The 25,735-nt window shown below is 60.1% G+C and carries 20 protein-coding genes; 12 read left to right on the top strand and 8 right to left on the bottom strand.

Features of this window, described 5'->3' with window-relative positions:
• Positions 1 to 2: 2 nt before the first annotated feature.
• The gene (locus tag ACTQV3_RS08120; RefSeq protein WP_441069144.1) at positions 3 to 1,022 is read right to left on the bottom strand and encodes a putative ABC transporter permease; all 1,020 of its coding nucleotides are present in this window, start codon (positions 1,020 to 1,022) and stop codon (positions 3 to 5) included.
• 3 nt (positions 1,023 to 1,025) lie between these two features.
• Entirely contained in the window at positions 1,026 to 1,562 is a 537-nt protein-coding gene (locus ACTQV3_RS08115) for an HD domain-containing protein (protein WP_441069142.1), read from the bottom strand.
• Between the two features lie 227 nt (positions 1,563 to 1,789).
• On the opposite strand from ACTQV3_RS08115, the gene ACTQV3_RS08110 reads away from it, so the two are divergent.
• The 6 genes from ACTQV3_RS08110 to ACTQV3_RS08085 all read left to right on the top strand — a co-directional run bounded on the left by ACTQV3_RS08110 (position 1,790) and on the right by ACTQV3_RS08085 (position 8,543).
• Entirely contained in the window at positions 1,790 to 3,571 is a 1,782-nt protein-coding gene (locus tag ACTQV3_RS08110; RefSeq protein WP_441536101.1) for a 1-deoxy-D-xylulose-5-phosphate synthase, read from the top strand.
• A 650-nt stretch (positions 3,572 to 4,221) separates the two neighbouring features.
• On the top strand, positions 4,222 to 5,217 hold the full coding sequence (locus tag ACTQV3_RS08105; RefSeq protein ID WP_154514875.1) for a glutamate ABC transporter substrate-binding protein: 996 nt from the start codon (positions 4,222 to 4,224) through the stop codon (positions 5,215 to 5,217).
• Between the two features lie 138 nt (positions 5,218 to 5,355).
• On the top strand, positions 5,356 to 6,015 hold the full coding sequence (locus ACTQV3_RS08100; RefSeq protein ID WP_441069138.1) for an amino acid ABC transporter permease: 660 nt from the start codon (positions 5,356 to 5,358) through the stop codon (positions 6,013 to 6,015).
• Positions 6,012 to 6,845, top strand: coding sequence for an amino acid ABC transporter permease (locus tag ACTQV3_RS08095; RefSeq protein ID WP_373094275.1), 834 nt, complete (start codon positions 6,012 to 6,014; stop codon positions 6,843 to 6,845). The genes ACTQV3_RS08100 and ACTQV3_RS08095 overlap by 4 nt, the downstream gene beginning before the upstream one ends.
• Before the next feature lie 36 nt (positions 6,846 to 6,881).
• Complete coding sequence (locus ACTQV3_RS08090; protein ID WP_117840240.1) at positions 6,882 to 7,646, top strand: amino acid ABC transporter ATP-binding protein; 765 nt, start codon at positions 6,882 to 6,884, stop codon at positions 7,644 to 7,646.
• 87 nt (positions 7,647 to 7,733) lie between these two features.
• The gene (locus ACTQV3_RS08085) at positions 7,734 to 8,543 is read left to right on the top strand and encodes a gamma-glutamyl-gamma-aminobutyrate hydrolase family protein (protein WP_427718223.1); all 810 of its coding nucleotides are present in this window, start codon (positions 7,734 to 7,736) and stop codon (positions 8,541 to 8,543) included.
• A gap of 71 nt (positions 8,544 to 8,614) precedes the next feature.
• Here ACTQV3_RS08085 and ACTQV3_RS08080 read toward each other — a convergent pair whose 3' ends face one another.
• Complete coding sequence (locus ACTQV3_RS08080) at positions 8,615 to 10,495, bottom strand: diguanylate cyclase (protein WP_441536105.1); 1,881 nt, start codon at positions 10,493 to 10,495, stop codon at positions 8,615 to 8,617.
• Between the two features lie 211 nt (positions 10,496 to 10,706).
• Entirely contained in the window at positions 10,707 to 11,504 is a 798-nt protein-coding gene (locus ACTQV3_RS08075; RefSeq protein ID WP_441069134.1) for an alpha/beta fold hydrolase, read from the bottom strand.
• Positions 11,505 to 11,740: 236 nt separating this feature from the next.
• Between ACTQV3_RS08075 and ACTQV3_RS08070 the strand changes: the two genes are divergently transcribed.
• From ACTQV3_RS08070 to ACTQV3_RS08060, 3 genes are all read left to right on the top strand, one after another.
• Positions 11,741 to 12,517 (top strand): radical SAM protein, encoded by a 777-nt coding sequence (locus ACTQV3_RS08070; protein ID WP_441069132.1) that lies wholly within the window; start codon positions 11,741 to 11,743, stop codon positions 12,515 to 12,517.
• A 169-nt stretch (positions 12,518 to 12,686) separates the two neighbouring features.
• Positions 12,687 to 13,574: a type I methionyl aminopeptidase gene (map, locus tag ACTQV3_RS08065; protein ID WP_441069130.1), complete on the top strand. Its 888-nt coding sequence runs from the start codon at positions 12,687 to 12,689 to the stop codon at positions 13,572 to 13,574.
• 123 nt (positions 13,575 to 13,697) lie between these two features.
• The gene (locus tag ACTQV3_RS08060; protein WP_441056356.1) at positions 13,698 to 14,639 is read left to right on the top strand and encodes a D-2-hydroxyacid dehydrogenase; all 942 of its coding nucleotides are present in this window, start codon (positions 13,698 to 13,700) and stop codon (positions 14,637 to 14,639) included.
• Positions 14,640 to 14,924: 285 nt separating this feature from the next.
• Here ACTQV3_RS08060 and ACTQV3_RS08055 read toward each other — a convergent pair whose 3' ends face one another.
• A complete protein-coding gene (locus tag ACTQV3_RS08055; protein ID WP_441069129.1) occupies positions 14,925 to 16,310 on the bottom strand; it encodes a M18 family aminopeptidase in 1,386 nt (461 codons plus the stop codon).
• Between the two features lie 161 nt (positions 16,311 to 16,471).
• Between ACTQV3_RS08055 and ACTQV3_RS08050 the strand changes: the two genes are divergently transcribed.
• Positions 16,472 to 17,557: a carcinine hydrolase/isopenicillin-N N-acyltransferase family protein gene (locus tag ACTQV3_RS08050; protein WP_441069127.1), complete on the top strand. Its 1,086-nt coding sequence runs from the start codon at positions 16,472 to 16,474 to the stop codon at positions 17,555 to 17,557.
• A gap of 140 nt (positions 17,558 to 17,697) precedes the next feature.
• A complete protein-coding gene (locus ACTQV3_RS08045; protein WP_154514896.1) occupies positions 17,698 to 18,777 on the top strand; it encodes a 6-phosphofructokinase in 1,080 nt (359 codons plus the stop codon).
• 513 nt (positions 18,778 to 19,290) lie between these two features.
• On the opposite strand, the gene ACTQV3_RS08040 is transcribed toward ACTQV3_RS08045, so the two are convergent.
• Both ACTQV3_RS08040 and ACTQV3_RS08035 read right to left on the bottom strand, forming a co-directional pair.
• Positions 19,291 to 22,056, bottom strand: coding sequence for an FtsX-like permease family protein (locus tag ACTQV3_RS08040; protein WP_441069125.1), 2,766 nt, complete (start codon positions 22,054 to 22,056; stop codon positions 19,291 to 19,293).
• 5 nt (positions 22,057 to 22,061) lie between these two features.
• A complete protein-coding gene (locus tag ACTQV3_RS08035) occupies positions 22,062 to 22,763 on the bottom strand; it encodes an ABC transporter ATP-binding protein (RefSeq protein WP_427718202.1) in 702 nt (233 codons plus the stop codon).
• Between the two features lie 315 nt (positions 22,764 to 23,078).
• On the opposite strand from ACTQV3_RS08035, the gene ACTQV3_RS08030 reads away from it, so the two are divergent.
• Positions 23,079 to 24,314, top strand: coding sequence for a chloride channel protein (locus tag ACTQV3_RS08030; RefSeq protein ID WP_441069123.1), 1,236 nt, complete (start codon positions 23,079 to 23,081; stop codon positions 24,312 to 24,314).
• A gap of 206 nt (positions 24,315 to 24,520) precedes the next feature.
• On the opposite strand, the gene ACTQV3_RS08025 is transcribed toward ACTQV3_RS08030, so the two are convergent.
• The gene (locus ACTQV3_RS08025) at positions 24,521 to 25,099 is read right to left on the bottom strand and encodes a methylated-DNA--[protein]-cysteine S-methyltransferase (protein WP_441069121.1); all 579 of its coding nucleotides are present in this window, start codon (positions 25,097 to 25,099) and stop codon (positions 24,521 to 24,523) included.
• Positions 25,100 to 25,735 lie beyond the last annotated feature (636 nt).

The following is a 25,735-nucleotide window of genomic DNA, read 5'->3' as shown; positions in this document are numbered from 1 at the left end:
GGCTAGCGCCGAAACAGCTCGTGGGCGCGGTCGCGGAGATTAGTTGCTCGAATGACGCCCTCGTAGCGATTGATGCGCAGACGCGGGAAGGCATTGAAAAAGCGCAGGTCACGACGACTGAGTGACACGCTCGGCACCGGACGGCTCATGCGCTTACCGGCAAGGCGACGACTGAGCGACGGACGAGGCATGCTCGGCGCGGCATCGGCCACGCGGCGGGCGGCAAGCGCCAGGCCGCGAGCACCATCCGAGATAAACGTCGGCATCGAAGCCTTCTCACGAAGGGCATCGAGCGCCGCGTCGCCCAGCTCGGCCAGCCACGCGTTAACGGCGCGGCTACGGATATGCGTCTGCGCTACCGAGTCGATCGTCGAATCGGGAATACGTTCGAGCATGGAGTCCGAGACATCGGCAAGCGACTCATTGATGCGGTCGGCAAGGTCGGCGCGCACACGCTCCAGCTGATCGGACAGGCGACGCCAACTGGCCAACGAGCACGCTGCGTCAACCATCATCGCGACCGAGACGATAAAGGCGGACAGCCGCACAATCAGCACCGGCAGATGGCCAAGCAGTCCCAGCAATGCCGGCTCCACTAAACGACAAATGCACAACGCGCCCAGGCCAAACGCGCAGGCCCAGTACAGGCAGATACGTCCGTGCAAGTTAAACGGCAGGTGCGAGTAGTCCCAAAAGCGTGCGCCTGTTGTCTTTTCCAATAGAAGGCCCACACTGTACTCGATTACGCTGCACACAAGCGCCGCGGCGACAAATTGGCTCGAGGCATCCGGAATCCCGCGCAGCAAAAGCCAGCAGGCTATGCCGCCCACACCATAGATAGGGCAACACGGCCCCAGCAAGAATCCGCTGTTGGCAAAGCGTCCTTGGTTGAGCATGGCGCAGACTGTTGACTCCCATGCCCAACCGCAAAACCCGTAAAAGGCAAACGAGAGTACCAGTGCCGAGAGCGGGCAGGCGGCAAGCGTCGCGCCGTCAAATGCCATGTCGATCGCGGTCCCCACCGTCTACCCTCTCCTCTTTTCGCTCGATTCTTCACTCATGCCATCGTCTGCCTCGTCCTTGCGCGGCAGACGGCCGGCGATCGTCTCGCGCAGAGCACACCATTTATCCGCCAGGCACACAATCCATGCCTCACGACACGTCGGCGGCACCGGCACCAGCGGAAACATATGCCGCACGATAATATTCCGCTCGCGCGACGTCAGCTCAAAATCTTCCTCCGCACGGGCCAGAGCAAAAAACGGATGCCGAAAGCCATGCAGCCGATGGCTTGGGTCGGGATCGTGCCAATCGTAGAGAAAGTAATCGTGCAGCAGGGCTCCGCGCAGCAACGAGGCGCGGTCGACCGAGATACCGACACGGCTCAAGCGCTCGGCAAAGGACAGGCTCGCCCGCGCTACCGAAGTCACATGTGCATAGACCGTCACGTCGCCATGCTGGATAAACTCGTGCGTCAGGTCCAAGCGGCCCGCCTGGGCGAGCTGACGGGCGGCATAGTCGACCTCCTGCGCGATTTTCTCGGCACGAACGACATCGGACATGCTGCCTCCTTCCAGCGACTCACGGCGACAAGCCACAGCCTGCACGCATTGAATTAATCATCATCGAATCTACCAGTATGGCATCGGACAAAACGTTTTGCCCCACCAGTTGGCGAATTACCGCGCCGCCGTCACATATCAAACGCCAAAATGTGCGAGACTGTTTTGTGCAATTGTGCCGGCCGAGGGAGCGCCGGCGCTCGATTCGCATGGAGTAACCCACAACGATGCTGCTTACGCAAACGACAACGCCCGAGGACGTCAAGGCTCTCGACCGCGCCGAGCTTCCGCTGCTCTGCGGCGAGATCCGCCAGGCAATCCTCGAAAGCTCCGCCGCCGTCGGTGGGCACGTTGCCCCCAACCTGGGCGTCGTTGAGCTTACGGTTGCGCTTCATCGCGTGTTTAACTCCCCCATCGACAAGATTGTCTTTGACGTTTCGCACCAGACCTACGCCCACAAGGCGCTGACTGGGCGCGCGTACACCTATATCGATCCGGAGCGTTATGGTGAGGCTTCTGGCTTTGCCAATCCCGACGAGTCCGAGCACGACCTGTTTGCCATGGGCCATACCTCCACGTCGGTGAGCCTGGGCTGCGGCCTTGCGCACGCTCGTGACCTGGCGGGCGACACGTATAACGTCATTACCGTTATTGGCGACGGCTCGCTTTCGGGCGGCCTGGCGTTTGAGGGCCTCAACAATGCCGCTGAGCTCGACAGCAACTTGATCATCATCGTCAACGATAACGACCAGTCCATCGCCGAAAACCATGGCGGCCTGTATCGCAATCTGGCCGAACTGCGCGCCAGCAACGGCGCCTGTGAGCGCAACGTTTTCCGCGCGATGGGGCTCGACTACCGCTATCTGGACACCGGTAACGATGTGTTAGCCCTCGTCGACGCGCTGCAGGAACTACGCAATATCGATCATCCCATCGTGCTGCACGTCTCCACCGCCAAGGGCAAGGGCTTTGAGCCGGCCCAGAGCGACCCCGAGCGCTGGCACCATGTGGGTCCGTTTGACATGGCAACCGGGCGCAAGCTCTGCCCGGGCCATCCGAGCGAGCCTGCGCCGCGCACCTATGCCGACATTACGGGCGAGGCACTCAGCGCCGCCATCGAGCGCGATCCGCAGGTCTTGGGCATCACGGCCGCCACGCCCTACATCATGGGCTTTACACCCGAGCTTCGCGCCGCGGCCGGCAAACAGTTCGTCGATGTGGGCATTGCCGAGGAGCACGCCGTGACCTTTGCCACCGCGCTTGCGCGCTCAGGCGCCAAGCCAGTCTTTGGTGTGTACGGCACGTTTTTGCAGCGCGCCTACGACGAGCTGTGGCACGACCTGTGCCTCAACGACACCCCCGCAACCATCCTGGTGTTTGGCGCGTCGATCTTTGGCACCACATCCGAGACGCACCTCTCGTTCTTTGATATATCCATGCTGGGCGGACTTCCCAACATGCGCTATCTGGCACCGGCCTGCATGGAGGAATACCTGTCCATGCTGAGCTGGTCGCTCGACCACCGCGAGCATCCCGTGGCGATCCGCGTTCCGGGCATTGGCCTGGTTAGCCGCCCCGATTTGGCGCCCGCCGAGGACACCGACTACAGCGCCGTTCGCTACGACGTGGTGCGTCAGGGCCGCGACGTTGCCGTGCTCGCGCTTGGCGATTTCTTTGAGCTGGGCGAGCGCGTGACAAACCGCTTGGCTGCCGAATACGGCATAGAGGCCACGCTCGTCAACCCGCGCTTTGCAACCGAGCTTGACCGCGAGTCTCTCGATGGCCTTGCCGCCGAGCATCGCGTTGTCGTCACCCTCGAGGACGGCATCTTGGACGGTGGCTGGGGCGAGCGCGTCGCGTGCTACTTGTCCTGCACGCCCGTGCGCACGCGCACCTTTGGCATCGCCAAGGGCTTTCCCGACCGCTACGACCCCAACGAGTTGCTTGCTCAGAACGGCATGACGGTCGAGAACATGGCCGCCGAAGCAGTACGCCTGCTGAACGAGTAGAAAAACCTCCGCAAGGGAAGCACCCCTGCGGAGGTTTTTATTTTCCCAACTCAATTGTCTCGATCTGTAACACCTAGAGGACAAATCCTCGCCCAATTTGTTACAGATCGAGACAAACCGTCTTTGCCCCTATTGTTTGTCTCAATCTGTAACAGATAGAGACCTTTTGTCCGTCCAGATGTTACAGATCGAGACACTCAAGTCCCCCTAAAGAGAAAATCTCAATCTGTAACAGTTACTCGGCAAAAATGGCTGCAGATGTTACAGATTGAGACAAAACAGCGAGGCAGGCCGCCACATCTGCAAGAATCACCACAAAGGTGCCCGTCCCCTTTGTGGTAGTTTTAAGTCATGGTCGGCGCGAAAAACGAATAGCCGTTCATACGCGATCTCCTTACTTATATATGTCGCGTTGCCGCCATTATAGCGATCGCCGCGAGCGACCATGCTGTCCGCAAAACGCTATCTCAGCTGCAATAACTGACGTTTGACCAGATAAAACCTGCCAAAATAAACCTGTCCCTTTTTGGTAGGTAGAATTACCCATAAGGTAAGTATGTTTCTGAGTTATTTCGTGTTGACCCATTCGAGCGCGATAGGGTATAACTCTATTCAACCGCTAGGGATTTTATTGAGAAAGGTGTTCTACCATGAGCAAGAACCTCTCCCAGCAGGTCGTTTTCGACCGTCGCGGCTTCATCGCCGCCACCTTTGCAACCGTCGCCGGCCTTGGTCTTGCCGGCTGCTCCGACACCAGCGCCGAGGCCGACAAGGGTTCCGCCGCCGGCTCCTCCAAGAGCCCCGAGGACACCGAGGCTTCCACCACGCTCGATGCCAAGGCATTCGACAAGCTCGTCGACAACGGCCCCAAGGCCGATGATGACGCCATCGCCGCCAGCACCTGGGCCACGGCCGTCAAGGACGCCGGCGTCTTTAAGATCGGTGGCGTTCAGACCTCCACGCTCTTCTCCCTCCTCAACGAGAAGGACGGCAAGACCCGTGGCTTCGACGCCGGCATCGCGCAGCTCCTGTCCAACTACATTCTGGGCGAGAACAAGGTCGAGATCACCCAGGTGACCTCGGACACTCGTGAGTCCGTCCTGCAGAACGGCCAGGTCGACGCCGTCTTTGCCACCTACACTATTACCGATGAGCGCAAGAAGCTTGTCTCCTTTGCCGGCCCCTACTACTACACCCAGCAGGCCATCCTGGTGCTCGCCGACAACGACGACATCAAGAGCGTCGACGACCTGGCCGACAAGAACGTCGCCGTCCAGTCCGGCTCCAACGGCCCCGCCATCCTGGAGGAGTTCGCCCCCAAGGCCAGCCAGCAGGAGTTCAAGACCGACGAGGAGGCCCGTCAGGCACTTCAGCAGGGCCGCGTTGACGCCTACGTCATCGACAACAACATGCAGCAGAGCGCCCTGGTCCGCGAGCCCGGTAAGTACAAGATCGCCGGCAAACCCTTCGGCAGCAAAGAGCCCTACGGTATCGGCCTGCCGCTCGATTCCGACGGCGTCGCCTTTGTCAACGACTTCCTTAAGAAGATCGAGGACGATGGCACCTGGACCGAACTGTGGCAGATCTGCATCGGCGATCGCACGGGCGACACCAACGTTCCCGAGCTGCCCGAGATCGGCGCCTAGACAGCGAGCCCAGTAACGGCCGCTACGAAACCATACGGAAACGCACGATGCGCTTTATTGCGCTAAACTGTTTCCACACTGAGTTGTCGGGGCTTCCGTACACACGGGAGCCCCTTTCCTTATCGGCGGGAGGTCCGCATGAGTCTCTCCGAGCTCTGGTCGCTCTATGGCCAGAACTATATCGACGCGCTGCTAGCAACCTGGGGCATGACGCTTGAGTCGTTTGCCATCGCCATGGTGCTGGCCGTCGCTGTCACCGTGATGCGCGTGTCGCCGCTCAAGCCGCTGCGCATTTTTGGCGACCTGTATGTTCAGGTCTTCCGTAACATCCCCGGCATCGCGCTGCTTATCATCGTCGTCTATGCGCTGCCGCCGCTCAAGGTCGTCCTGCCCTACCGCACCTGCGTTATCGTCGCCACGGTCCTTTTGGGCTCGGCCTTTGGCTCCGAGAACTTTATGAGCGGCATCAACACCGTCGGCGTCGGCCAGGTGGAAGCCGCGCGCTCGCTCGGCATGAGCTTCAGCCGCATCCTCGCCAAGATCGTGATTCCGCAGGCGCTGCGCTCGAGCGTGCTGCCCATGACCAACCTCTTTATCGCCGTCATGCTCACCACCGCACTCGGCAGCCAGGTACCGCTTCAACCGCAGGAGCTCACCGGCGTGGTGAGCTACATCAACACGCGCTCGCTCGGCGGCGTCGCCGCGTTCTTTATCTCGGCGATCGGCTACCTGGGCACGGCCTTTGTGGTGAGCCACATTGGCAACTACATCGATAAGAAGGTGAGGATCCTCCGATGAGCAAGCATTCCACCTCCGCTCTCACCATGCGCGATGCGCTTTACGAGGCTCCCGGCCCCAAGATGCGCGCCAAGATTCGCATCGGCACCGCTATCTCGCTTGTTGCCGTCGCCGCGCTCGCCGTCCTCGTGTTGCAGCGCTTTTATGTGACCGGTCAGCTTTCGGTCCACTATTGGTATTTCTTTACGCACCTCACCACCTGGAAGTTCCTGCTTGCCGGCTTTGAGGGCACCGTTAAAGTCGCACTCACCGCTGGCGCCATCGCGCTGGTGTTGGGCCTAGCCCTTATGCTCGGCCGCACCAGCGACATTAAGCCGCTGCAGCTGGTCTGCCGCGTGCTCACCGATTTCTTCCGCGGCGTACCGAGCCTGCTGTTCATCTACTTCTTCTTTTTGGTGCTGCCTCAGTACAAAATTGCGCTGCCGTCGTTTTGGATGCTCACGCTCCCCGTCGCGCTCGCTGCAGCCGGCGTGCTGGCCGAGATCTTTCGCGCGGGCGTCAACGCCGTGCCGCGCGGGCAGGTCGAGGCAGCCCAAGCGCTCGGTCTCTCCAAAGCTAAAATCACCTTTAAAATCGTGCTGCCGCAGGCGATTCGGTTTATCATTCCGTCGTTGATTTCTCAGCTTGTGGTCGTAGTCAAAGACACCACCGTCGCTTACGTGGTGAGCTACCCCGACCTCATGCAAAATGCCCGCGTGCTCATTACCAACTACGACGCCCTCGTGTCGGTCTACCTGGTAATCGCGGTCATCTACATCCTCATCAACGTCGCGATCAACAAGGCCGCTGTCTACGTTTCGCACAAGACCGGCGCGACCATCATCCGCTAACGCTTTACCATTTCCAGTCATAAGGAGCCGAGCACCATGGCACAGAGCACCTCTTCCACCGGCAATCAGCCGCTGATCGAGCTCAAGCACGTCGATAAGCACTATGGCGATCTGCACGTCCTCAACGACATCAATCTCTCGGTCGACCGCGGCGAGGTCGTCGTCGTGATCGGCCCCTCGGGCTCGGGCAAGTCGACCATGTGCCGAACCATCAACCGCTTGGAAACCATCGACTCGGGCGAAATCCTCATCGAGGGCGAGCCCCTGCCGCAGGAAGGCAAGGACCTTGCCCGTATGCGTGCCGAGTTGGGCATGGTGTTTCAGCAGTTCAACCTGTTCGCACATATGACCGTGCTGCAGAACGTCATGCTGGGACCGGTCGACGTGCTGGGCGTCTCCAAGGACGAGGCCCGCGAGCGCGCCATGGACCTGCTGGGCCGCGTGGGCGTTGCCGAACAGGCCGATAAGGTGCCCGCACAGCTCTCGGGCGGCCAGCAGCAGCGCGTAGCCATCGCCCGCTCGCTTGCCATGCAACCCAAGGCCATGCTTTTTGATGAGCCCACGAGCGCCCTTGACCCCGAGATGATCAACGAGGTGCTCGAGGTCATGGTCCGTCTGGCCCAGCAGGGCATGACGATGATCGTCATTACGCACGAGATGAACTTTGCCCGCCGCGTGGCCGACCGCGTCGTGTTTATGGCCGACGGCCAAATCGTGGAAACCGGCACGCCCGACGAGTTCTTCGACCACCCCCAGACCAAGCGCGCCCAGGACTTCCTCAACTCCATCAAGGGCCACTAACCAGCAACCCCGTGGGACAAATCCATTGAAAGTGTTGTCCCACGTCTCTCATGCGCCCTGTCACCTTCAGATTCGAAAGCAGCACCCATGATCGGAACACGTACTTCCTCGTCCTATACCCCGCACGTCGACGTTGCCCCCGCCGACCGCCCGCTCATCTTGGTGGCGCCGCGCTGGGAAGAGGCAAAGCCGTTTTTAAGCGAGACGCTCTCCCCCAACGAGGAAATCGCCAGTGTCTTTGTCGATGCCATCCTTGCCGCCGGCGGCCTGCCGCTGCAGATGTCCATCACCGAGGACATTGAGGTCATCCGTCATTACGTCGATATCGCCGACGGCATCGCCATTCCCGGCGGCCCCGATGTCAATCCCAAACGTTGGGGCGATGATCGACCCTACGACCCCACCCTCTGCTGCGAGATCCGCGATAGCTTTGAGTTTAAGCTGGTCGACGAGGTGCTCCGCGCCAAAAAGCCGCTCTTTACCACCTGCCGCGGCACGCAGCTGCTCAATGTCGCCACTGGCGGCACCCTGTGCATGGACGTACCGAGCCTGGGCGCGCGCGAGGGCCGCACGCAGTGGCGCCATACCCACGTGCTCAACGACCCCGTGCATCCCGTCGAGGTCGTGCCGGGCTCGCTTCTGGAGCGCGCGGTTGGCGGGCACAGGCTGATCCAGACCAACTCCGCACACCACTGCTGCGTCGAGCGTCTGGGTAAGAGCACGCGCTTGGTCGCCAAGGCAACCGACGGCGTTCCCGAGTGCATCGAAGTCGAAGGCCAGCCTTTCTGCCTGGGCGTGCAATGGCATCCCGAGTACACCTGGCAGACGCTCGAGACCGACTTTAACCTGTGGAAGTCGTTTGTCGAGGCGGCGGCCAAGGTAAAGCAGGCCCGCTAGTTCGCGAACCGCACAACAGATAAGGACGCCCCGCCGGCCACATGGTCCGACGGGGCGTCCCTTTGCCTAGCTTAAACCGAAGGGAACGCGACAACGTCCGCAGGGCGCTCCAGCGTCTCGGCAATGCGATCGCGCACTTCGAGCAGACACTCGATAAGCAGCGGATTGAAAGCGCCGCACTCACCGTCCAGAATCATCCGAATCGCCTCTTCTTGCGAAATGGCGTCCTTGTAAACACGCACGCTCGTCAACGCATCGTACACATCGGCCACCGAGACCACCTGAGCGGCAATGGGGATATCGTCGCCCTTAAGACCGTCAGGATAGCCCGTACCATCCCAACGTTCATGATGCCAGCGGGCGATTTGGTACGCATAGTCCAAAAGGGCACTTCCTTCATGGTTTCTGCCCAGATTGCGCAGCATGTCGGCGCCAATGGTAGTATGCGTCTTCATTATTTCAAACTCTTCGGGCGTCAGACGTCCGGGCTTGTTGAGAATCGCATCGTCAATCGACATCTTGCCGATATCGTGCAGCGCCGACGCCAACGCAATCGAAGAACGCTCCTCGTTGCCAAGAGAGTACTTGTCGCTCCGTCGCGCCAAGTCGCCAAGCAGCAGCTCAGTCAACTTCTCGATATGCGTGACATGCCTGCCGCTTTCGCCATTACGGACTTCCATGACGCTCGCCATGATGTCGACGAGTATACGGCTGTTATTGACGCGCGCATTGTACTGCTGCGACAGCAGACTCGTCAGACGACGCTGTTTGGTATACAGTCGAATAATATTGTTGACGCGACGACGCACAATGCGGTCATCGAACGGGCGACTGATATAGTCCGAGGCGCCCAAATCGTAAGCACGTAACACCACGTCGTCGGTGTCTTCGCTCGAGATCATAATTACAGGTAGGCTATCGAGGGCTGCCTGACGCGAAAGCTCGGCCAGCACCTCACAGCCGCTCATGTCCGACATGGCAATATCGAGCAGCACGAGGGACAGGTCGCCACCATAACGGTCAACCGCATCGAGCGTGGCGCGACCGCTATCGGCTTCTAGAATGCGATAGTCGTCCTTGAGCATCTCACCGAGGATGGACCGGCTCACTTTGGAATCGTCGGCAATCAGCACCAGGGGCTTTTGGCTCCTGATCGTCTCGCTTGCATCGGCATCGGTCACGACCGTACCGGCTTTTGTCTTAGCGTGGCTCAGTAACTGGACAGCGCGGCCAACGCCCTCATCGACTGTCTCGCCATGAATGCGAACGCCACCAACACATGCCGTCAAGCTCACGTACTCATGGCCCGGAATAATCGTGGCATGAACGGCATCGGATACCTGATGCAGGCGACGGGTGAAGTCATCGGAGGGAATATTGGGCATGACGACCACAAACTTGTCGCAGCCATAGCGCACAAGCTCGTCAGTCGAACGGATTCCGCTGCGTATGGCTGTCGCCACAGCACCGAGCGCAAGGTCGCCGGCATGACGGCCACACGTATCATTGACGACCCTAAAATCATCAAGGTCGATCATCGCAACGCCGGCATTCATGCGGGCGCTACGGAGCTTTTCCTCGTAATATCGGCGATTGCGCACGCCCGTCAGCACGTCGGTGTAGACAAGGTCCTCTTCTGTGGCCTCTTGCTCATCAATCGGACGCACCATCAGCAAGACGTGAGGCTCACCCTCGACCTTTAGAGGGCGCAGACGGGCGCGGTACTCAACACCATCGTTGAGCAGTTGCTCCGACACCTCACCCGAATCTGCCAAGGCCTCAAGACTCGACTGACGCAGACAAGGGCAGCGATCGCCGGCGAGCAAGCAGTTAGGCTCGCTCTTAATCTGATCGGCAGAAAGCAGGCGCACCACGGGGTAGGTCTTCGCGACGCGGGCGACCTCAGCGGCAGCCTCCTCGTCGGTTAGATTGGCCTCGTGACTATTGAGCATATGGGGCCCTTTCGATAGTTTCGCATGGTAGCGATGGGTTCCAAATGTTACAAGGGTAACACCTTGCCGATGCAGGTAAGCACGTGAATGCTGTTACATTTTTATGAGTTGGCAGGCGACGCGATTGAAGCCGCAGACGTGAGATTTTGAGCACATTTGTTAACACGGCCGAAACGTTTGCGGGTGAAGGCTGTTTCGGCTATTGCAAGCGCTAGAGCCCCAGGATGCCACGAACAGCCTGGGCAGCCGCTGCCGGGCGATCGCGCAGGCCGTTGTGCGCGCCGGGAACCATTACGAGTGGACAGTCCAAAAGCTCAGCCGCCATCCTCGTGCCCGCCTCGCGGGGCGTGCCAATCGAGAGTTCACCCAAGAGCACGGCGGCCACCGTTTTCGACGCGCGAACGCTATCCCAATCGGGAACGCAGGTCATAGTAACCCCGTATTCGTTTGCCATGAAACTGCGGCCGTTGCGCAGGGCATGCTTGGCTTCTGCCTCGGTTAACTTGGGGGCCTCAGGGTCCGAATCGCCGATGGCGCCAAGGAAGGCCCGTAACGCCCTGGAGACCTTTCCCGCAGCGATCATCTCGAGCAAAACCGGGGCCGCGCCCATGCCGGCGCCCTCATCCGTCACGGCAGGTTCATGCAGAATCGCACGCGAGATTATGGCGGGGTTTGCACGGAGAAGCTCCAGGGCCACCAGCGTACCGGCACTGTGCGCGAGGACATTTGCCGGGGCGCCGGCATGTTGGATAACAGCTCGCAGGTCGGCAGCCTGAACTGCCAGATCGTAGCGTCCGTCTGCCGCATCGTCGCTCTCGCCGCAACCACGGCGGTCATAGGCAATGACGCGATAGTCACGGGCGAGCACGTGGGCGATGCCGTCAAAAAATGTGCCGTCGACGCACGCACCGTGCACGCACACCAAGGCGGGCGCATCGGACGATACATCCGGGCCGGCATACTCGCGGCAGGCAATCGTGGTGCCCGCATTTTCGACCGTAAAATCCATGTTGTGATCCTATCGTCAACGCCATCAGGCCGCACCGAGGTGCGACTTGGACAGTCTGGCGCCATGTTGCGCATACTTAAATGCGTTTACTGTACCCGACTCGCACCCTTTCATGATAGGGTTCCGAAAACTCACCAGGCTGCACAGTTTCGGCTTAGACAACAGTGTCCAGACCCGCGATTGGCACGGGGGCCAATGCTATGCTTAAGTGCAACTGTCCCGAGGAGCATATGCCTATGTCTACGTTTTTGAATGCCAGCCCCATCTTTGGGCCCGTCCGCAGCCGACGCCTTGGACTCTCGCTCGGCATCAACATGATGCCTGCCAGCGGCAAGATTTGCACCTTTGACTGCATTTACTGCGAAAACGGACTCAACGCCGAACGCCCCTGCCACGAGCCACACAACACGGCTGCCGTGGTGCTCGACGCACTCGAAGCCAAACTACGCGAGATGACGGTCGAGGGTGAGCTGCCCGATGTAATCACGTTTGCCGGCAACGGCGAGCCCACCGCCGCACCGGAGTTCCCGCAGGCTATCGCCGGCGCTGTCGCGCTTCGCGACCAGTTGGCCCCGAGCACCAAGATTGCCGTGCTTTCCAACGGCACGCGCGCCAACCGTCCCCAGGTGCATGATGCGCTCATGATGGTCGACGACAACATCCTCAAGCTCGATACGGTCGATCCGGCATTTATCCAGCTGCTCGACCAGCCCGTTGGTCCCTACGACGTCGAGCACCAGATCGAGACGTTCGCGAGCTTTGACGGTCACGTTATTATCCAGACGCTATTCCTAACCGGCGAGTACCAAGGCAATTCTATTGACAACACGGGCGACGAATACGTCGGCCCTTGGCTTGCGGCGCTCGAGCGCATTCGTCCGCAGGAGGCGACCATCTACACGGTGGCGCGCGAGACACCAGTCGCTGGCCTTGCCAAAGCGGCTCCCGAGGCGCTCGACGCGATTGCCGCACGCGTGCGCGCCCTCGGCATCCCCTGCCAGGTGAGTTACTAGCACCCGTCTGCCCAAGAGCAGCTAATTTGGGACGGGGCTTTTTTGACTGCTTTTGGGAGCGATATGGGCGGCGCAAGGCCGCGCGGACAAAAGCAGTCAAAAAAGCCCCGTCCCAAATTAGCTGCTCTGCGGGTGGACTATACTAGCCTCGGATGAAAGGAAGTTAGCCATGTTTGACAATGGACCCGTGCCTGGCCGCAACGACGCTTGCTGGTGCGGCAGCGGCAAAAAATACAAGAAATGTCACAGCTCCTTTGATGAGCGCCTCGAGCGCCTGTGGGAAGAGGGCTGGAACGTCCTGCCCCGCACGCTCTATAAGACGCCTGCCGATATCGAGGGCATCAAGCGCTCGGCCGCCATCAACGTGGGCGTGCTCGATTATGTGGGTGAGCATATCACCGCGGGCATGACCACCAACCAGATCGACCAGATGATCTACGACTACACCGTCGAGCATGGTGGAACGCCGGCCGACCTCAACTACGAGGGCTACCCCAAGAGCGTGTGTACCTCGATCAATGACGTAGTCTGCCACGGCATTCCCTGCGATACGGACGTACTGCACGAGGGCGACATCATCAACGTGGACTGCTCAACGATCTTAGACGGCTATTTTAGCGACTCGAGCCGCATGTTCTGCATCGGCAAGGTCTCGGCCGAGCGCCAGCGCTTGGTCGACGTCACCCGCGCCAGCGTGGAGGCGGGTCTGGCAGCCGTCAAGCCATGGCTGCCGCTCTCCGTGATGGCCGAGGCCGTACAAAAGACGGTCGAGGACGCCGGCTTTAGCGTGGTGCGCGAGTACGGTGGCCACGGCATTGGCAAGGAGTTCCACGAGGACCCGTTTGTGGGCTTTACCACCGAGGCGCCCGACGTGGACACTATCATGGTTCCGGGCATGGTCTTTACTATCGAGCCCATGGTCAACGCCGGAACACCCGACATTAAGATTAGCAAGGGCGATGGGTGGTGCGTGCGCACCAAGGACGGCAGCGACTCGGCCCAGTGCGAGGTACAGCTCGTGGTGACCGAGGACGGCTACGATCTACTGAGCTGGTAGCCGTAGATGCGCCGGATGCTGACGGGCACGCTCGTCTTGCCTCCGGCGTTTTATTTGAACGTTTTGCCAGATAAAACCTGCCAAAATAAACCTGTCCCTTTTTGGCAGGTTGAGCGGAGAGGAATGCTTGTGAACATCCTGGTTTTGCTGCCCGTCAACGACCGCCATCGTGCAATTCTTGAGTCGAGCGCTCCGGGCGAGGATTTTATTTACACGAGCGCCGGCGATATCACGCGCGAACAGGTCGCCGATGCCGACGTGATCCTGGGCAACATCGACCCTGACATGCTCACGGCATGCGACCATCTCCAGCTGTTGCAATTGCAGACCGCCGGCTATGACGACTACCTTGCCGCCGGCACCGTGCCGGCTGAAGCCAAGCTGTCTTGCTCGATCGGCGCCTACGGTCAGGCCGTGAGCGAGCACATGTTTGCCATGGTCCTTTCCATGATGAAGCGCCTGCCCGGCTATCACGACTTGCAGCGCGAGCATCGCTGGGAGGATTTGGGGCCGGTCACCTCGCTCAAAAACGCCAACGTGCTGGTGCTGGGCGCAGGCGATATCGGCGGCCACTTTGCCACGCTCTGCCGCAGCATGGGTGCGCACGTCCGCGGCATCAAGCGCCATCCGCTCGTCTACCCCATTGTGTTTGAGGACATGGACGGCATGGATGCCCTGTCTGAGCGCCTGGCAGAGGCCGACATCGTCGCATCCTTTATGCCCAGCACGCCCGAGACCCGCGGCCTGGCGAACGCCGAGTTCTTCGCCGCGATGAAACCGGGCGCGTTCTTTGCCAACGGCGGCCGCGGCGATCTTGTGGTCGCCGACGACCTGGTTGCCGCTCTGGAATCGGGGCATCTCGCCGGCGCCGCGGTCGACGTCACCGATCCCGAGCCGCTGCCCGCCACAAGCCCGCTGTGGGATGCACCCAACATGCTCATCACGCCGCACGTCTCGGGTTGGTTCCACCTGGCCGCCACGCTCAATAACGTGGTCGACATCGCCGCGGAGAATCTGCGTCACCTGCTGGCCGGCGAAACTTTACGTTGTTGGATTGAGCATTAGATTGTTCCGGCGTTTTACCAAACGCCGGAACCCCTCGACGCTGCGAGCCCGCCGTTTGGCCAATCTGCCGTTCAATTTCAAAGGCGCGACCAGAAGGTCAGCGCCTTTTCATTTCACGGCACCTTGGCTCAAACGGCGGGCTCTCGCTGACTTTTGCTCTACCTGCGGCGGTTCCGCTGGCGTCGGCTTCATCTGCAAGCCTTAGCAGCTCCGTCTTACCGTTGACATTGCGGCATTTGCCCAGATAAAACCTGCCAAAATAAACCCGTCCTTTTTTGGCAGGTTTTAAAGCTCCACACTTTCGGCACCGTTGATGTTTAGGTCGCGCTCGTAGAAAGCCGTGAGGGCACGGATCGCGTACATCACGTCGCGCACGCCACCGGTCTCGTAGCTCGAGTGCATGGCCAGCTGCGGCAGGCCCACGTCCACGGCGTGCATGCTCGCCTGCATATTGGACAGATTGCCGAGCGTGGAGCCACCCGCCATATCGCTCTTGTTGGCAAAGGCCTGCGTGGGCACGTCTGCGTCATCGCAGATGGCCTGGAACACTGCGCGGCTAAAGGCATCGGTGCAGTAGTGCTGGTTGGCGGCTTCCTTGATGACGATACCGCCGTTGAGCACGACCTGGTTGTGGGCATCGCACTTCTCGGCGTGGTTGGGATGCACGGCGTGCGCGTTGTCGCAGCTCACGAGCATCGAGCCGGCAAGCGCACGGTGGTACGACTCGTCATCAAAGCCCAGCGACCCGTTAATGCGACGCAACGCATCGGCCAAGAACGTCGACATGGCGCCCTGCTTGGTCTCGGAGCCAACCTCCTCGTTGTCGAAGCAGCAAAAGACCGAGATGTCATGCGCATTCTCGGCGCCCAAAAATGCCTGCAGCGAGGTGTAGGCGCAGGCTAGGTCGTCGAGCTTGGGCGTCGAGATAAACTCGTCGGCCCAGCCCCAAATGCGCGCGTCCTGACGATTGACCAGGAACAGATCGCGGCCCAAAATCTGTTCGGGCTCGACGTCCAGTTCGTCGGCGATCAGAGCATCAAAGTCGCCCTGCTTAAGCTCACCGGCGCTGATGAGCGGGCACAAGTCGACGGCGCGGTTGGGTGCAAAGCCCTCATTGACGCCACGGTTCATATGGATAGCAAGGCTCGGAATGATAGCGACCTCGCGCTCGGTGGCAAGCAGGCGGCTCTCAATACGGTCGCCCTCGCGCACCAGCACGCGTCCAGCCAGCGCCAACGGGCGATCGAACCAGGTGTAGTCGATCATGCCGCCGTAGGCCTCGGTGTTCAGGCGCAGCGTCTCGCCCGCGCCGTCAAGCTCGGGCACGGCCTTAACCTTAAACGTCGGAGAATCGCTGTGCGACGCCGTGAGCTGAAAATGATAGTCGCCGGCAACGCCGTCCTCGCCCCACGTCGCGGCCAGGTCCTCGCCCACCTTAAAGGCGATAACGCTCGAGGTGTTGCGCTGCATGTAATAACGCCCGCCCGGCTCGATGTCCCACGCCGCATTCTCGGGCAGGTAGGTAAAGCCCGCCTCGTCGAGCTCGGCCATAATGGTCGCCGCCGTATGGAACATGCTGGGGCACGCCTCGATAAAGTCGATAAGGTCGTTGGCGGCCTCGATATCGTCGGCCGTCACATGCGCGCGTTCGGGCGTTTCCTGATCCGTCATGCTCTCCCCTTTCGCTGGGTTGATGGTCCCCTCCAGCATACCCCGCCACGCCAGCGCCGCACTCTTCATTCCATGTTTAATCCCGTGCCACTCACCAGGTTGAGCCATCATGCCCGCGCTCCTTTTGCGATAATTACGCCAACAGGACGAGAGGAGCCGTCATGAAGCCACGTAACATTGCCATCGCCTGCGGTGTCGCGGGAGTCGCCGTCGGCCTTGCCGCTGCCACCGGTATCCTTTACCGCAAGCAAATCAAGTCCGCCGCGTCGCTCAAACGCTTGACCGGCTACGCGGATGGCTATGACCTGTACGCAATCGACATTGCCTACGACTACGATCTTGATCGCATCATCGCCGCTGGCGTGCGCGACGACCAGGCCTACATCGATGCCGTGGTGGCGCAGGTGCTGCCCGGTGTGCCGGCACGTGTCCAGGCTCCCCAGTTTGCCTGCAGCGCTTTTGTCGCCGTAGATGCCGAAGGCCGCGTGCGCACCGGTCGCAATTACGACTTTAAGGACGACACCTCGGCGCTGCTGGTGCGCAATCACCCACGCGGCGGCTATGCCTCCATCGGGTTTGCCGCCCTTAACAACCTGGGCGATAACACTCCGCTTGACTCCGTCGCCGGACGCGCCGCCGCACTCATGGGTCCGTTTGCCCAGCTCGACGGTGTTAACGAATGCGGCGTGTCCGTTGCCGTGCTCACCCTGGATTCCAAGCCCTGTGACCAGGACACGCAACGCCCTGTCATCAATACCTCGCTCGCCATCCGTCTGGTGCTCGACCGTGCCGCCACCACGCAAGAAGCTGTCGACCTGCTTTCCGCCTACGACATGCACGCCATGGCAGGACGCGATTATCACTTCTTTATCAACGACGCCACCGGTGACGCGCGCGTAGCAGAGTGGGATCCGCACGATCCGGACCGCGCTTTCAAAGCGACTCCTGTACGCCAGGTTACGAACTTCTACCCCTGCTATGGCGACGAAGTGCTGCCCAACCAAAAGAACGGCGAGCTGGGCCATGGTAAAGAGCGCGCCGTCGCAATTGCCGATGTCCTTGACGCCCATGACGGTGCCCAGGACGAAACGATTGCCTGGGAAGCCCTGCGCGCCGCAGCGCAAGAGCCCAATCCGGAAGACATCACCAGCAATACGCAATGGTCGGTCGTCTTTGACAATACCGAACCCGCCGCCGCTATTGCGCTGCGCCGCCACTGGGGCGACGTCGACGCCTTCGCACTGTAAGGAGCCAGGCCCGTCGACCTTACGCTCGCCTGACGTTGTTTACATTTCTATACGCTTGAGCTAACACGTTTTACCCCCGTATCAACAGTGTGCGGGGGTAAACTTATGCGCATGTTATAACTTGCCCGGAAGGATTCATCATGCTTAGGATCGGTCTTCTTACCAGCGGCGGCGACTGTCAGGCGCTCAACGCCACCATGCGCGGCATCGTCAAAACGCTTATGACCAATAGCGAAGAACCTATCGAGATCTATGGTTTTGAGGACGGCTACCAGGGCCTTATCTACAGCAGGTTCCGCGTCATGACGCCCGCCGATTTTAGCGGTATCCTCACCCGCGGCGGCACCATTTTGGGCACGAGCCGCACGCCGTTCAAGCGCCTGGACATTCCCGAGGCCGACGGTGTCGAGAAGGTGCCTGCGATGGTCCACACCTATCACAAGCTGCAACTCGACTGCCTGTTTATGCTGGGCGGCAACGGCTCCACCAAGACTGCCAACCGCCTGCGCGAAGAGGGCCTCAACGTTATCGCTCTGCCCAAGACCATCGATAACGACACCTGGGGCACCGAAATGACGTTTGGCTTTACGAGCGCCATCGACGTCGCCACCAAGTGCATCGACGACATCCACACCACCGCCTCGAGTCACGGCCGCGTGTTCGTTATCGAGATCATGGGCCACAAGGTTGGCTGGATCCCGCTGTACGCCGGCGTCGCGGGCGGCGCGGACGTCATCCTGATTCCCGAGATTCCCTACGACATGGGTAACGTCATCAAGACCATCGAGCATCGCATGGAGACCGGCAGCCGCTTTACGATCGTGGCCGTCGCCGAGGGCGCTATCTCCAAGGAGGACGCGGCGCTGCCCAAGAAGGAGTACAAGAAGAAGCTCGCCGAGCGCACGAGTCCGTCGATTGTCTACGACATTGCCAAGGAAATCGAGGCCAAGACCGGTCGCGAGACCCGCGTCGCCATCCCCGGCCACACGCAGCGCGGCGGTCAGCCCGACGCCCAGGACCGCATCTTTGCGACCCAGTGCGGCGTCGAGGCGGCACTGGGCTGCCTACGCGGCGAGTTTGGCTACATGATTGCCCTGCGTGACGGCAAGATGTGCCACATGCCGCTCGAGGAGGTCGCCGGCAAGCTCAAGTTTGTCGATCCCCAGAGCGACCTGGTACGCGAGGCCAAGGCGCTGGGCATCAGCTTCGGCGACGAATAGCCTCGGCCGAAATCCATCCCATCGGGCCCTCCGACCCCGCCCAACGTATTTCGATTTGGCTCCTCCCTTGACTCCGTCAAAGGTCGCCAATCGAAATCGTCGGTCGGGGTCGGAGGGCCCTGCGTTTACATGCTCGCCGAGGCTATTCGTCTTCTTGCTGCGGGTGCCTAGGGCAGGAGGCGCCGTGCATTTTTGGGAGTTTTCAGCAGCCGAGGGTGCCTGCATACTGAATTTTGGGCGAAAGGCAGGCGCCATGGGCCGCATCTTGTAAAAACGAGCGGCTCTTGAGGCGTTGGGAGCTCAGAATCAGGGCTTTCAGCGCAGTTTTGTGCGCCCGCTCCCATACTCGTGGACTCCGGAATGCTGAATTCTCCGGAATTTGCACGCCGCCCCTGGGGGTACCTGCGGGTAAAAAGCAACCGCCCCGCCAAAATATGCATTCTGCGTGGCGGTTTATGCAATAAAGCGACTGCGGCACGTCACAGCTCGCTACAACTTGAATCCAAGAACAGGTTACTCGGCGCTCTTGAGGGCACCGACCATGTCAATCTTGTTGAGGGTTCGGTTGGTGGCGAGGTTGACAATAATCGTAAAGCCAAACGAAAGCACCACAGCGAGCACGAAACTCAGCGGCTCGACCTCAACATCAAAGTACAGCGACGGCATCTGAAGAACGTACGTAAAGCTCTCGGCAAGCAGGCCACCCAGCGGCACGCCCAGTGCGGTGCCAATCGCCGTAAGGATCAACGTCTCCTTATTGACGTAGTGGTGCACCTCGCCACGGCGGAAGCCCAGCACCTTGATGGTCGCCAGCTCGCGTTCGCGCTCCGAAATATTCGTATTAGACAGCGTAAACACCACCACAAACGACAGGCACGCCGCCATAAAGGTCACAAGCACTACGACCGAATTGATAATCGTAAAGTTCGACTCATAGTTCTCCCAATGCTCGGCCGTACTCGAAATCGTAAGCCAACCGTCACTCTTAAGCTTCTTGCTAAACGCAATCTGGTCGGCTGAAGAGCCCTTAAGCAGCACAAAGATGCCGTTAAGACGCGCGCTTCGGCCGAACGCGCGCTCATAGGTGCCCTGCGTCATATAAAGCGTGTTGCCCAAATAATTGAGCGAGATATCGCTAACCTTGACCTTGGTAACATTGAGCGACGAATCCTGGACCTGCGCCGTATCGCCCGGCTGAATCCCCAGCACCAGCTGTGAACTCTTGCTTAAATACACGTCCCCGTCACGCAGGGCGAGCGGTTCTTTGGACTCATCCTCCAGGCGCACGTAATCGTCCAGATCATTCGTGCGGTCGTCGGGAATCACGATGAGCTGTACGGTCTCGCTCTTACCGCCAAACGTAAAGGTGACGTTGTCGGTCATAATCGGCAGGGTTGAGGTCACGCGTACGCCGGAGTCGCTGGCCGCGCTACGCTCTTCCAGCGCCGCACACGTCTGAGCATAGTCATCGGGATTGGCGACCGCCATCAAGTCATAGCGCGTGATGTGCCCGTACTGTTTGGGCGAAAGCGCCACCGACGTATCGCGGATGCCCATACCGCAGATCACGAGCGCCGTGCAGCCGGCGATACCGAAGATGGTCATAAAAGCACGTTTTTTGTAGCGGAACAGGTTACGCGCTGCCACCTTGTTCAAAAAGCCCATGCGGCGCCAAATAAAGCCGATGCGCTCAAGCAAGATGCGCGAGCCGGCTCGCGGGGCCTTGGGACGCATAAGCGAGGCTGGGGTCTCGGCCATCTCGTGGCGGCAGGCGATAATCGTGGCACCCACCACGCCCACGGTAAACAGCGCCACCGAGACGATCGAGGACACGATGTCGTACGAAAGCAGCATCTGGGGCAGTGAGTACATGTCGTCGAACACCGTAAACAGGAACAGCGGCAACCCCACAAATCCGATGATGTTGCCGAGTACGCCGCCGAACAGACATGCCCACAGCGAGTAGTCCACGTATTTGGACAGGATTCGCCCGCGTGAATAGCCGAGCGCCTTGTATAAGCCAATGAGCGTGCGCTCCTCCTCGACCATACGAGTGGCGGTGGTAAGGCTGATGAGCACGGCTACGACAAAGAAAATAAATGGGAAAACCGTGGCGATGGCCTCAATCGAAGAGCTGTCGCTCTCGACGCTTGAGTAGCTTGCGATGTTACCGCGATCCTGGATGTACCAAGTGCATTCGCCCAGATCGGAAAGCTCGGCGCGTGCATCGGCAAACTGCTGGTCGGTGGCGGCGCGGCGCTGGTCCAAATCGGCCTGAGCCCGAGCGCGCTCCTCACTGCCCTGGGGCATGCGGTTGATGTTGTCCTGCTCAATCCCAAAGAGCATATTCGCCTGGCGCTCGGAGGCATCCAAGCTTGCCGGCGCGTCGACCGTCAGCTCTTGGGCGCGCACCTTCTCACGCTCGTCGCGAATCTTCTCGATATTACCCTTGACCTCGTTGATCTTTGTCGTGTAGGCATCTGAATAGGAGTTGAGGCTCTTGGCTCCCTCGACGATCACGTGGACCGCGGAGTAGGAAGAAGATGTCGCGGCATCCTCGCTCACATAGAACTTATAGTCCGCAGCCGAAGCAGCGCGAAAGGCGTTGACTGTCGAGTCGGAGCTCACATCAGTAGGATCGAGGACCTCGGCCGTAATGGTGTAATCACCCGCGGCAAACTGGTCCTTGGCGCTTTGGTTCGACGAGCTCGCGTCATTGGCGGCAAAACTCACCGTGTCGCCGAGCTTTTTGCCCGAAGCCTTCAGGAACTTCGAAGTCACCGCGACCTCGCCGGCGCTCTCGGGCAAATCGCCGCTCACCAGCACCGGTTGATCGATATTCTTCCTGGAAAAGCTCTGCACGACTACACGCTCGCGCGTGGTACCCACGGCGGTGTAGGCGGTCTCGGTGTAGATGCCCTCGGCCGTCTCGACGCCGTCGACCTCTTGAATGGCCGCAAGATCGTCGCGCGTAAGGCCATAGGTCGACTGCACGTTAATGTCATAGACATTCTGCTGGTCAAAATAGACGTCGACCGAATCGCGCAGATCCTCGCAGCCCGCCTTAAGACCGCACATCACGCTCACGCCGAGCGCGGTAATGACCACGATAGATAGGAAGCGCTTAAGACTGCCTCGGATTGTGCGGGAGATGCCACGGCGAAACACCGTCGGCGCCATATCATTTGAGCTTTGAGCGGTACGGTAGGTCGCGAACTCCCGATCGTGACCCACGTGCTCCGTATCGTGGTTTTGGCTGTTTTGGCGATCTTGGTCCATGGGCGCTACCACTCGATCGTCTCGATAGGCACGGGATTTTGCTGGACCGTCTCGCTCTCCACACGACCGCTCTTAAAGCAGATCAGGCGATCGGCCATGGGCGCGAGCGCGGAGTTGTGCGTGATGATGATGACCGTAATGCCCTGCTTGCGGCAGGTATCCTGCAGCAGCTGCAAGATCTGCTTGCCGGTTTTATAGTCGAGCGCGCCCGTGGGCTCATCGCACAGGAGCAGCTTGGGGTTCTTGGCCAGTGCGCGGGCGATGGACACGCGCTGCTGCTCGCCGCCCGAAAGCTGCGCGGGGAAGTTGGCGAGGCGCTCGCCCAGGCCAACCTGGCGAAGCGTTTGCTCGGCATCGAACGAATCGGGGCAGATTTGCGCCGCAAGCTCGACGTTTTCGAGCGCCGTCAGGTTGGGAACCAGGTTATAGAACTGGAAGACAAAGCCGACGTCGGCGCGGCGGTATTCCACGAGCTGCGCCTCATTGGCGGAACTCACGTCGCGCCCATCCACCGTTACGGTGCCGGAAGTCGCCGTATCCATGCCGCCCAGAATGTTGAGCGCCGTGGTCTTGCCGGCACCCGAAGCACCCAGGATAATGGCGAGCTCACCGCGCTCGACCGTAAAGCTCGCGCCATCGAGCGCGTGAATGCGGGCGTCACCCTCGCCGTATGCTTTGACGACGTCTTTGAATTCGATATAAGCCATCGATTAATTCCCATCTGGTCGGATAACTCTTTAGTATTACCCATTTCGCACCGACCAAAAAGGGACAGGTTTATTTTGGCAGGTTTTATATGGGGAAACGAGGGGTGCGGGCAGGCACCAGGACTGTCCACGGCAACCATTTGACCCAAACCGTATCCACCGCTATGATGCCACTGCGGAATGAATGTCTCCGTTGGGTGCGCCAGCCAAGCTGCCGCGTTACCCTAAACCGCCTTGTTGCTGATGACTTCTGCTGTTACGTGATGCCCCTAGGCATCACGCTGCGGCAGGAGTCTTTTTTGTTTTGGAGGAGAAGTGTCGGAAAGCAGCGCATCGAGCAGAATCAAACGTCTGCTCAACACCTATAGCGGTCTTGTGCTTATGGGTGCCGTCGGAATCCCCGTCGGTATCATCGTTGGCGCCATCTGCGCGCTCTTTGGACGCGTGCTTTTGGCGATCGGCGCCTTCCGCGACGAGCACATCACCCTGCTCCTCCCCTTCCTCGCCCTTATGGGCCTTGCCATCGTGTTTGCCTACCGCGCTTGGGGCAAGGGCACCGACCGCGGCATGAGCCTGGTATTCGACGTAGGCCACGGGCGTGAGGACGCCATCTCGCCGCGCTTGGTGCCGCTCATTATGCTGAGCACGTGGGGGACGCACCTCTTTGGCGGCAGTGCGGGACGCGAGGGGGTGGCCGTGCAGATCGGTGCAACCGTCTCACATTGGATCGGCCGACGTCTACCTTTCCGAGACCCCGGCAACACGTTTTTGCTTATCGGCATGGCCGCCGGCTTTGCCGGGCTCTTTCGAACGCCCCTTGCTGCCACGGTCTTTGCTATCGAAGTACTGGTCGCAGGACGCATGGAATACCGCGCGCTGTTTCCCGCGCTTACAGCCTCGCTCGCCGCAAGTATGACCTCCGGTGCCCTGGGACTCGAGAAGTTCGAGGTCGCCGTTGTCGCCTCATGCGCGCTTGATCTCCCCGGTCTTGGACGGCTTGCGGTACTAGGCATCGCGTTTGGCATGGTAGGCGGTGCCTTTGCCTGGTGCCTTGCCCATGCCAAGACCCTTGCGACGCGGCTGCTCCCCAACCCCTATGCGCGCATCGCCGCTATCGGCATCGCGCTATCGGCGATTCTGTTCGCACTGTGGCAGGGTCGATACTGCGGCCTTGGCACCAACCTGATATCGGCGGCGCTCAACGGTAACGGTAAGGTCGCCATCATGCCTTGGGACTGGGCGCTCAAATTCGTACTCACCATCGCCACACTTGCCGCAGGATATCAGGGCGGTGAGGTGACGCCGCTGTTTTCCATCGGAGCCAGCCTGGGTGTCGTACTCGCCGGGATTCTCGGCATGCCCGCCGAGTTCTGCGCCGCGCTGGGCTACGCAGCCGTCTTTGGCAGCGCCACCAATACGCTGCTCGCACCCATCCTTATTGGCTGCGAAGTCTTCGGCTTTGGTAATCTGCCGATGTTCTTTATTGTCTGCGTCGTGGCTTACCTGTTCAACATGGATAAGTCGATCTACGCCCTGCAGAAGCGGGCGTAGAAAGATGTCCAAGCAGGTGGTCACAACCGGAAACGGCGTCCCACTCTGAGGCTGTATTCCGGGACACGGTTTCCGCTTGGGACGCCATTCGGAAAGCGCATCCCGCTTTAAAACGGAATTCCGGGACGTGGTTTCCGTCTGAGTCTCCATTCGGAAAGCGTGTCCCGTTCTTTCACGGCATCTTGGCTATGCAAAGTGCTCGAACGTTATTCCTCGTACGCGCCCTCAAGCCGAAGCAGCCACTCCTTGCGATCGAGCCCGCCGGCATATCCGTTAAGCGCGCCGTCGGCGGCAACCACGCGATGGCACGGCACGATAATCGAAATAGGGTTGCGAGCGACCGCAGCTCCCACCGCACGAGGAGACACAACGGGGTCCTCGTTCCCCGGCACCCGATGGCGGGCGGCGATACGAGCCGCAATCTCGCCATACGTGGCGACCTCGCCACGCGGAATAGAAAGCAGCTCAAACCAGACTTCACGCTGAAACGCCGTACCGATCATATGCAACGGCGGCGTATACCGAGGCTCCTGCCCTGCAAAATAAGCATTCAGCCAAGCCCACGAACGCTCAAGCACCGAAGAAGCCGCACCATGAGCCGGACTCGCCGACGACATGCCACCAGCACCGGAAACCGCATCGGCCCCTTCAACATGTTCGGAGTCTTCCCGGAGAAGCGTGGAGCCAAAGTGCTCCTGCCCCTCAAACCAAAGCCCCGTCAGACCGCGGCCATCAGCGGCAAGCAGGATTTCGCCCAAAGGCGAAGCAAACGTCGTCGTGACCACCAGCGGCTCCTTTCAAAACTCCGCACCATAATACCGCGAATTGTGCAGACAACCTGTCTGATACGCCCGGGCAGGCTTGTAATTGTTTAAGCGAGGCCGCTTTCCCCAATCAAGAGAAGAAGACGCGGGGCTTCGACGCCAGGGCGGTACCCATGCCAGCTGAGCTCTAATACTTTTCCCGAGAAGTGAACGAGTAAAAACGAAGCCCCGAAGCATCCACACCTTTAGACCGTAAAACCGCAGGATTCGCGCAGCAAAACCGCAGGAAATAGCGGTCAAAATATGTCAATGCTTCGGGGGTCCAAAATAGGTCGTTCACTTCTCGGGAAAAGTATTCAACTTCAATTAACCCCAACCCCAAAGTCACCTCAGGCAGCAGGCGCGAAGCGCCGCAGCTGCCGTCACGGCCCCGCAGTCCCCAAAGGAGGCAGGCGCAAAGCGCCGAGGCCGCCGCCGGGACCAGGGCCCGCAACGGCCACGTGCCCTCACATCAGCCCAGCGGCCCCAACCAACAACGGCCCCATCGCAGGCCGCTCGCAGCCGAGTCACCGCAGGCGGGGGCCGGGCTTAGCTTTCAGAACACTCCGCAGACCAGTGCGGCGCCTTGTCCGCGGCTCCGAAGGAGCAGGACAAGGC

It is taken from the genome of Collinsella sp. LCP19S3_A7, assembly GCF_052121995.1.
GTDB lineage: Bacteria > Actinomycetota > Coriobacteriia > Coriobacteriales > Coriobacteriaceae > Collinsella.
This window is presented reverse-complemented; position numbering and strand designations above follow the sequence as displayed.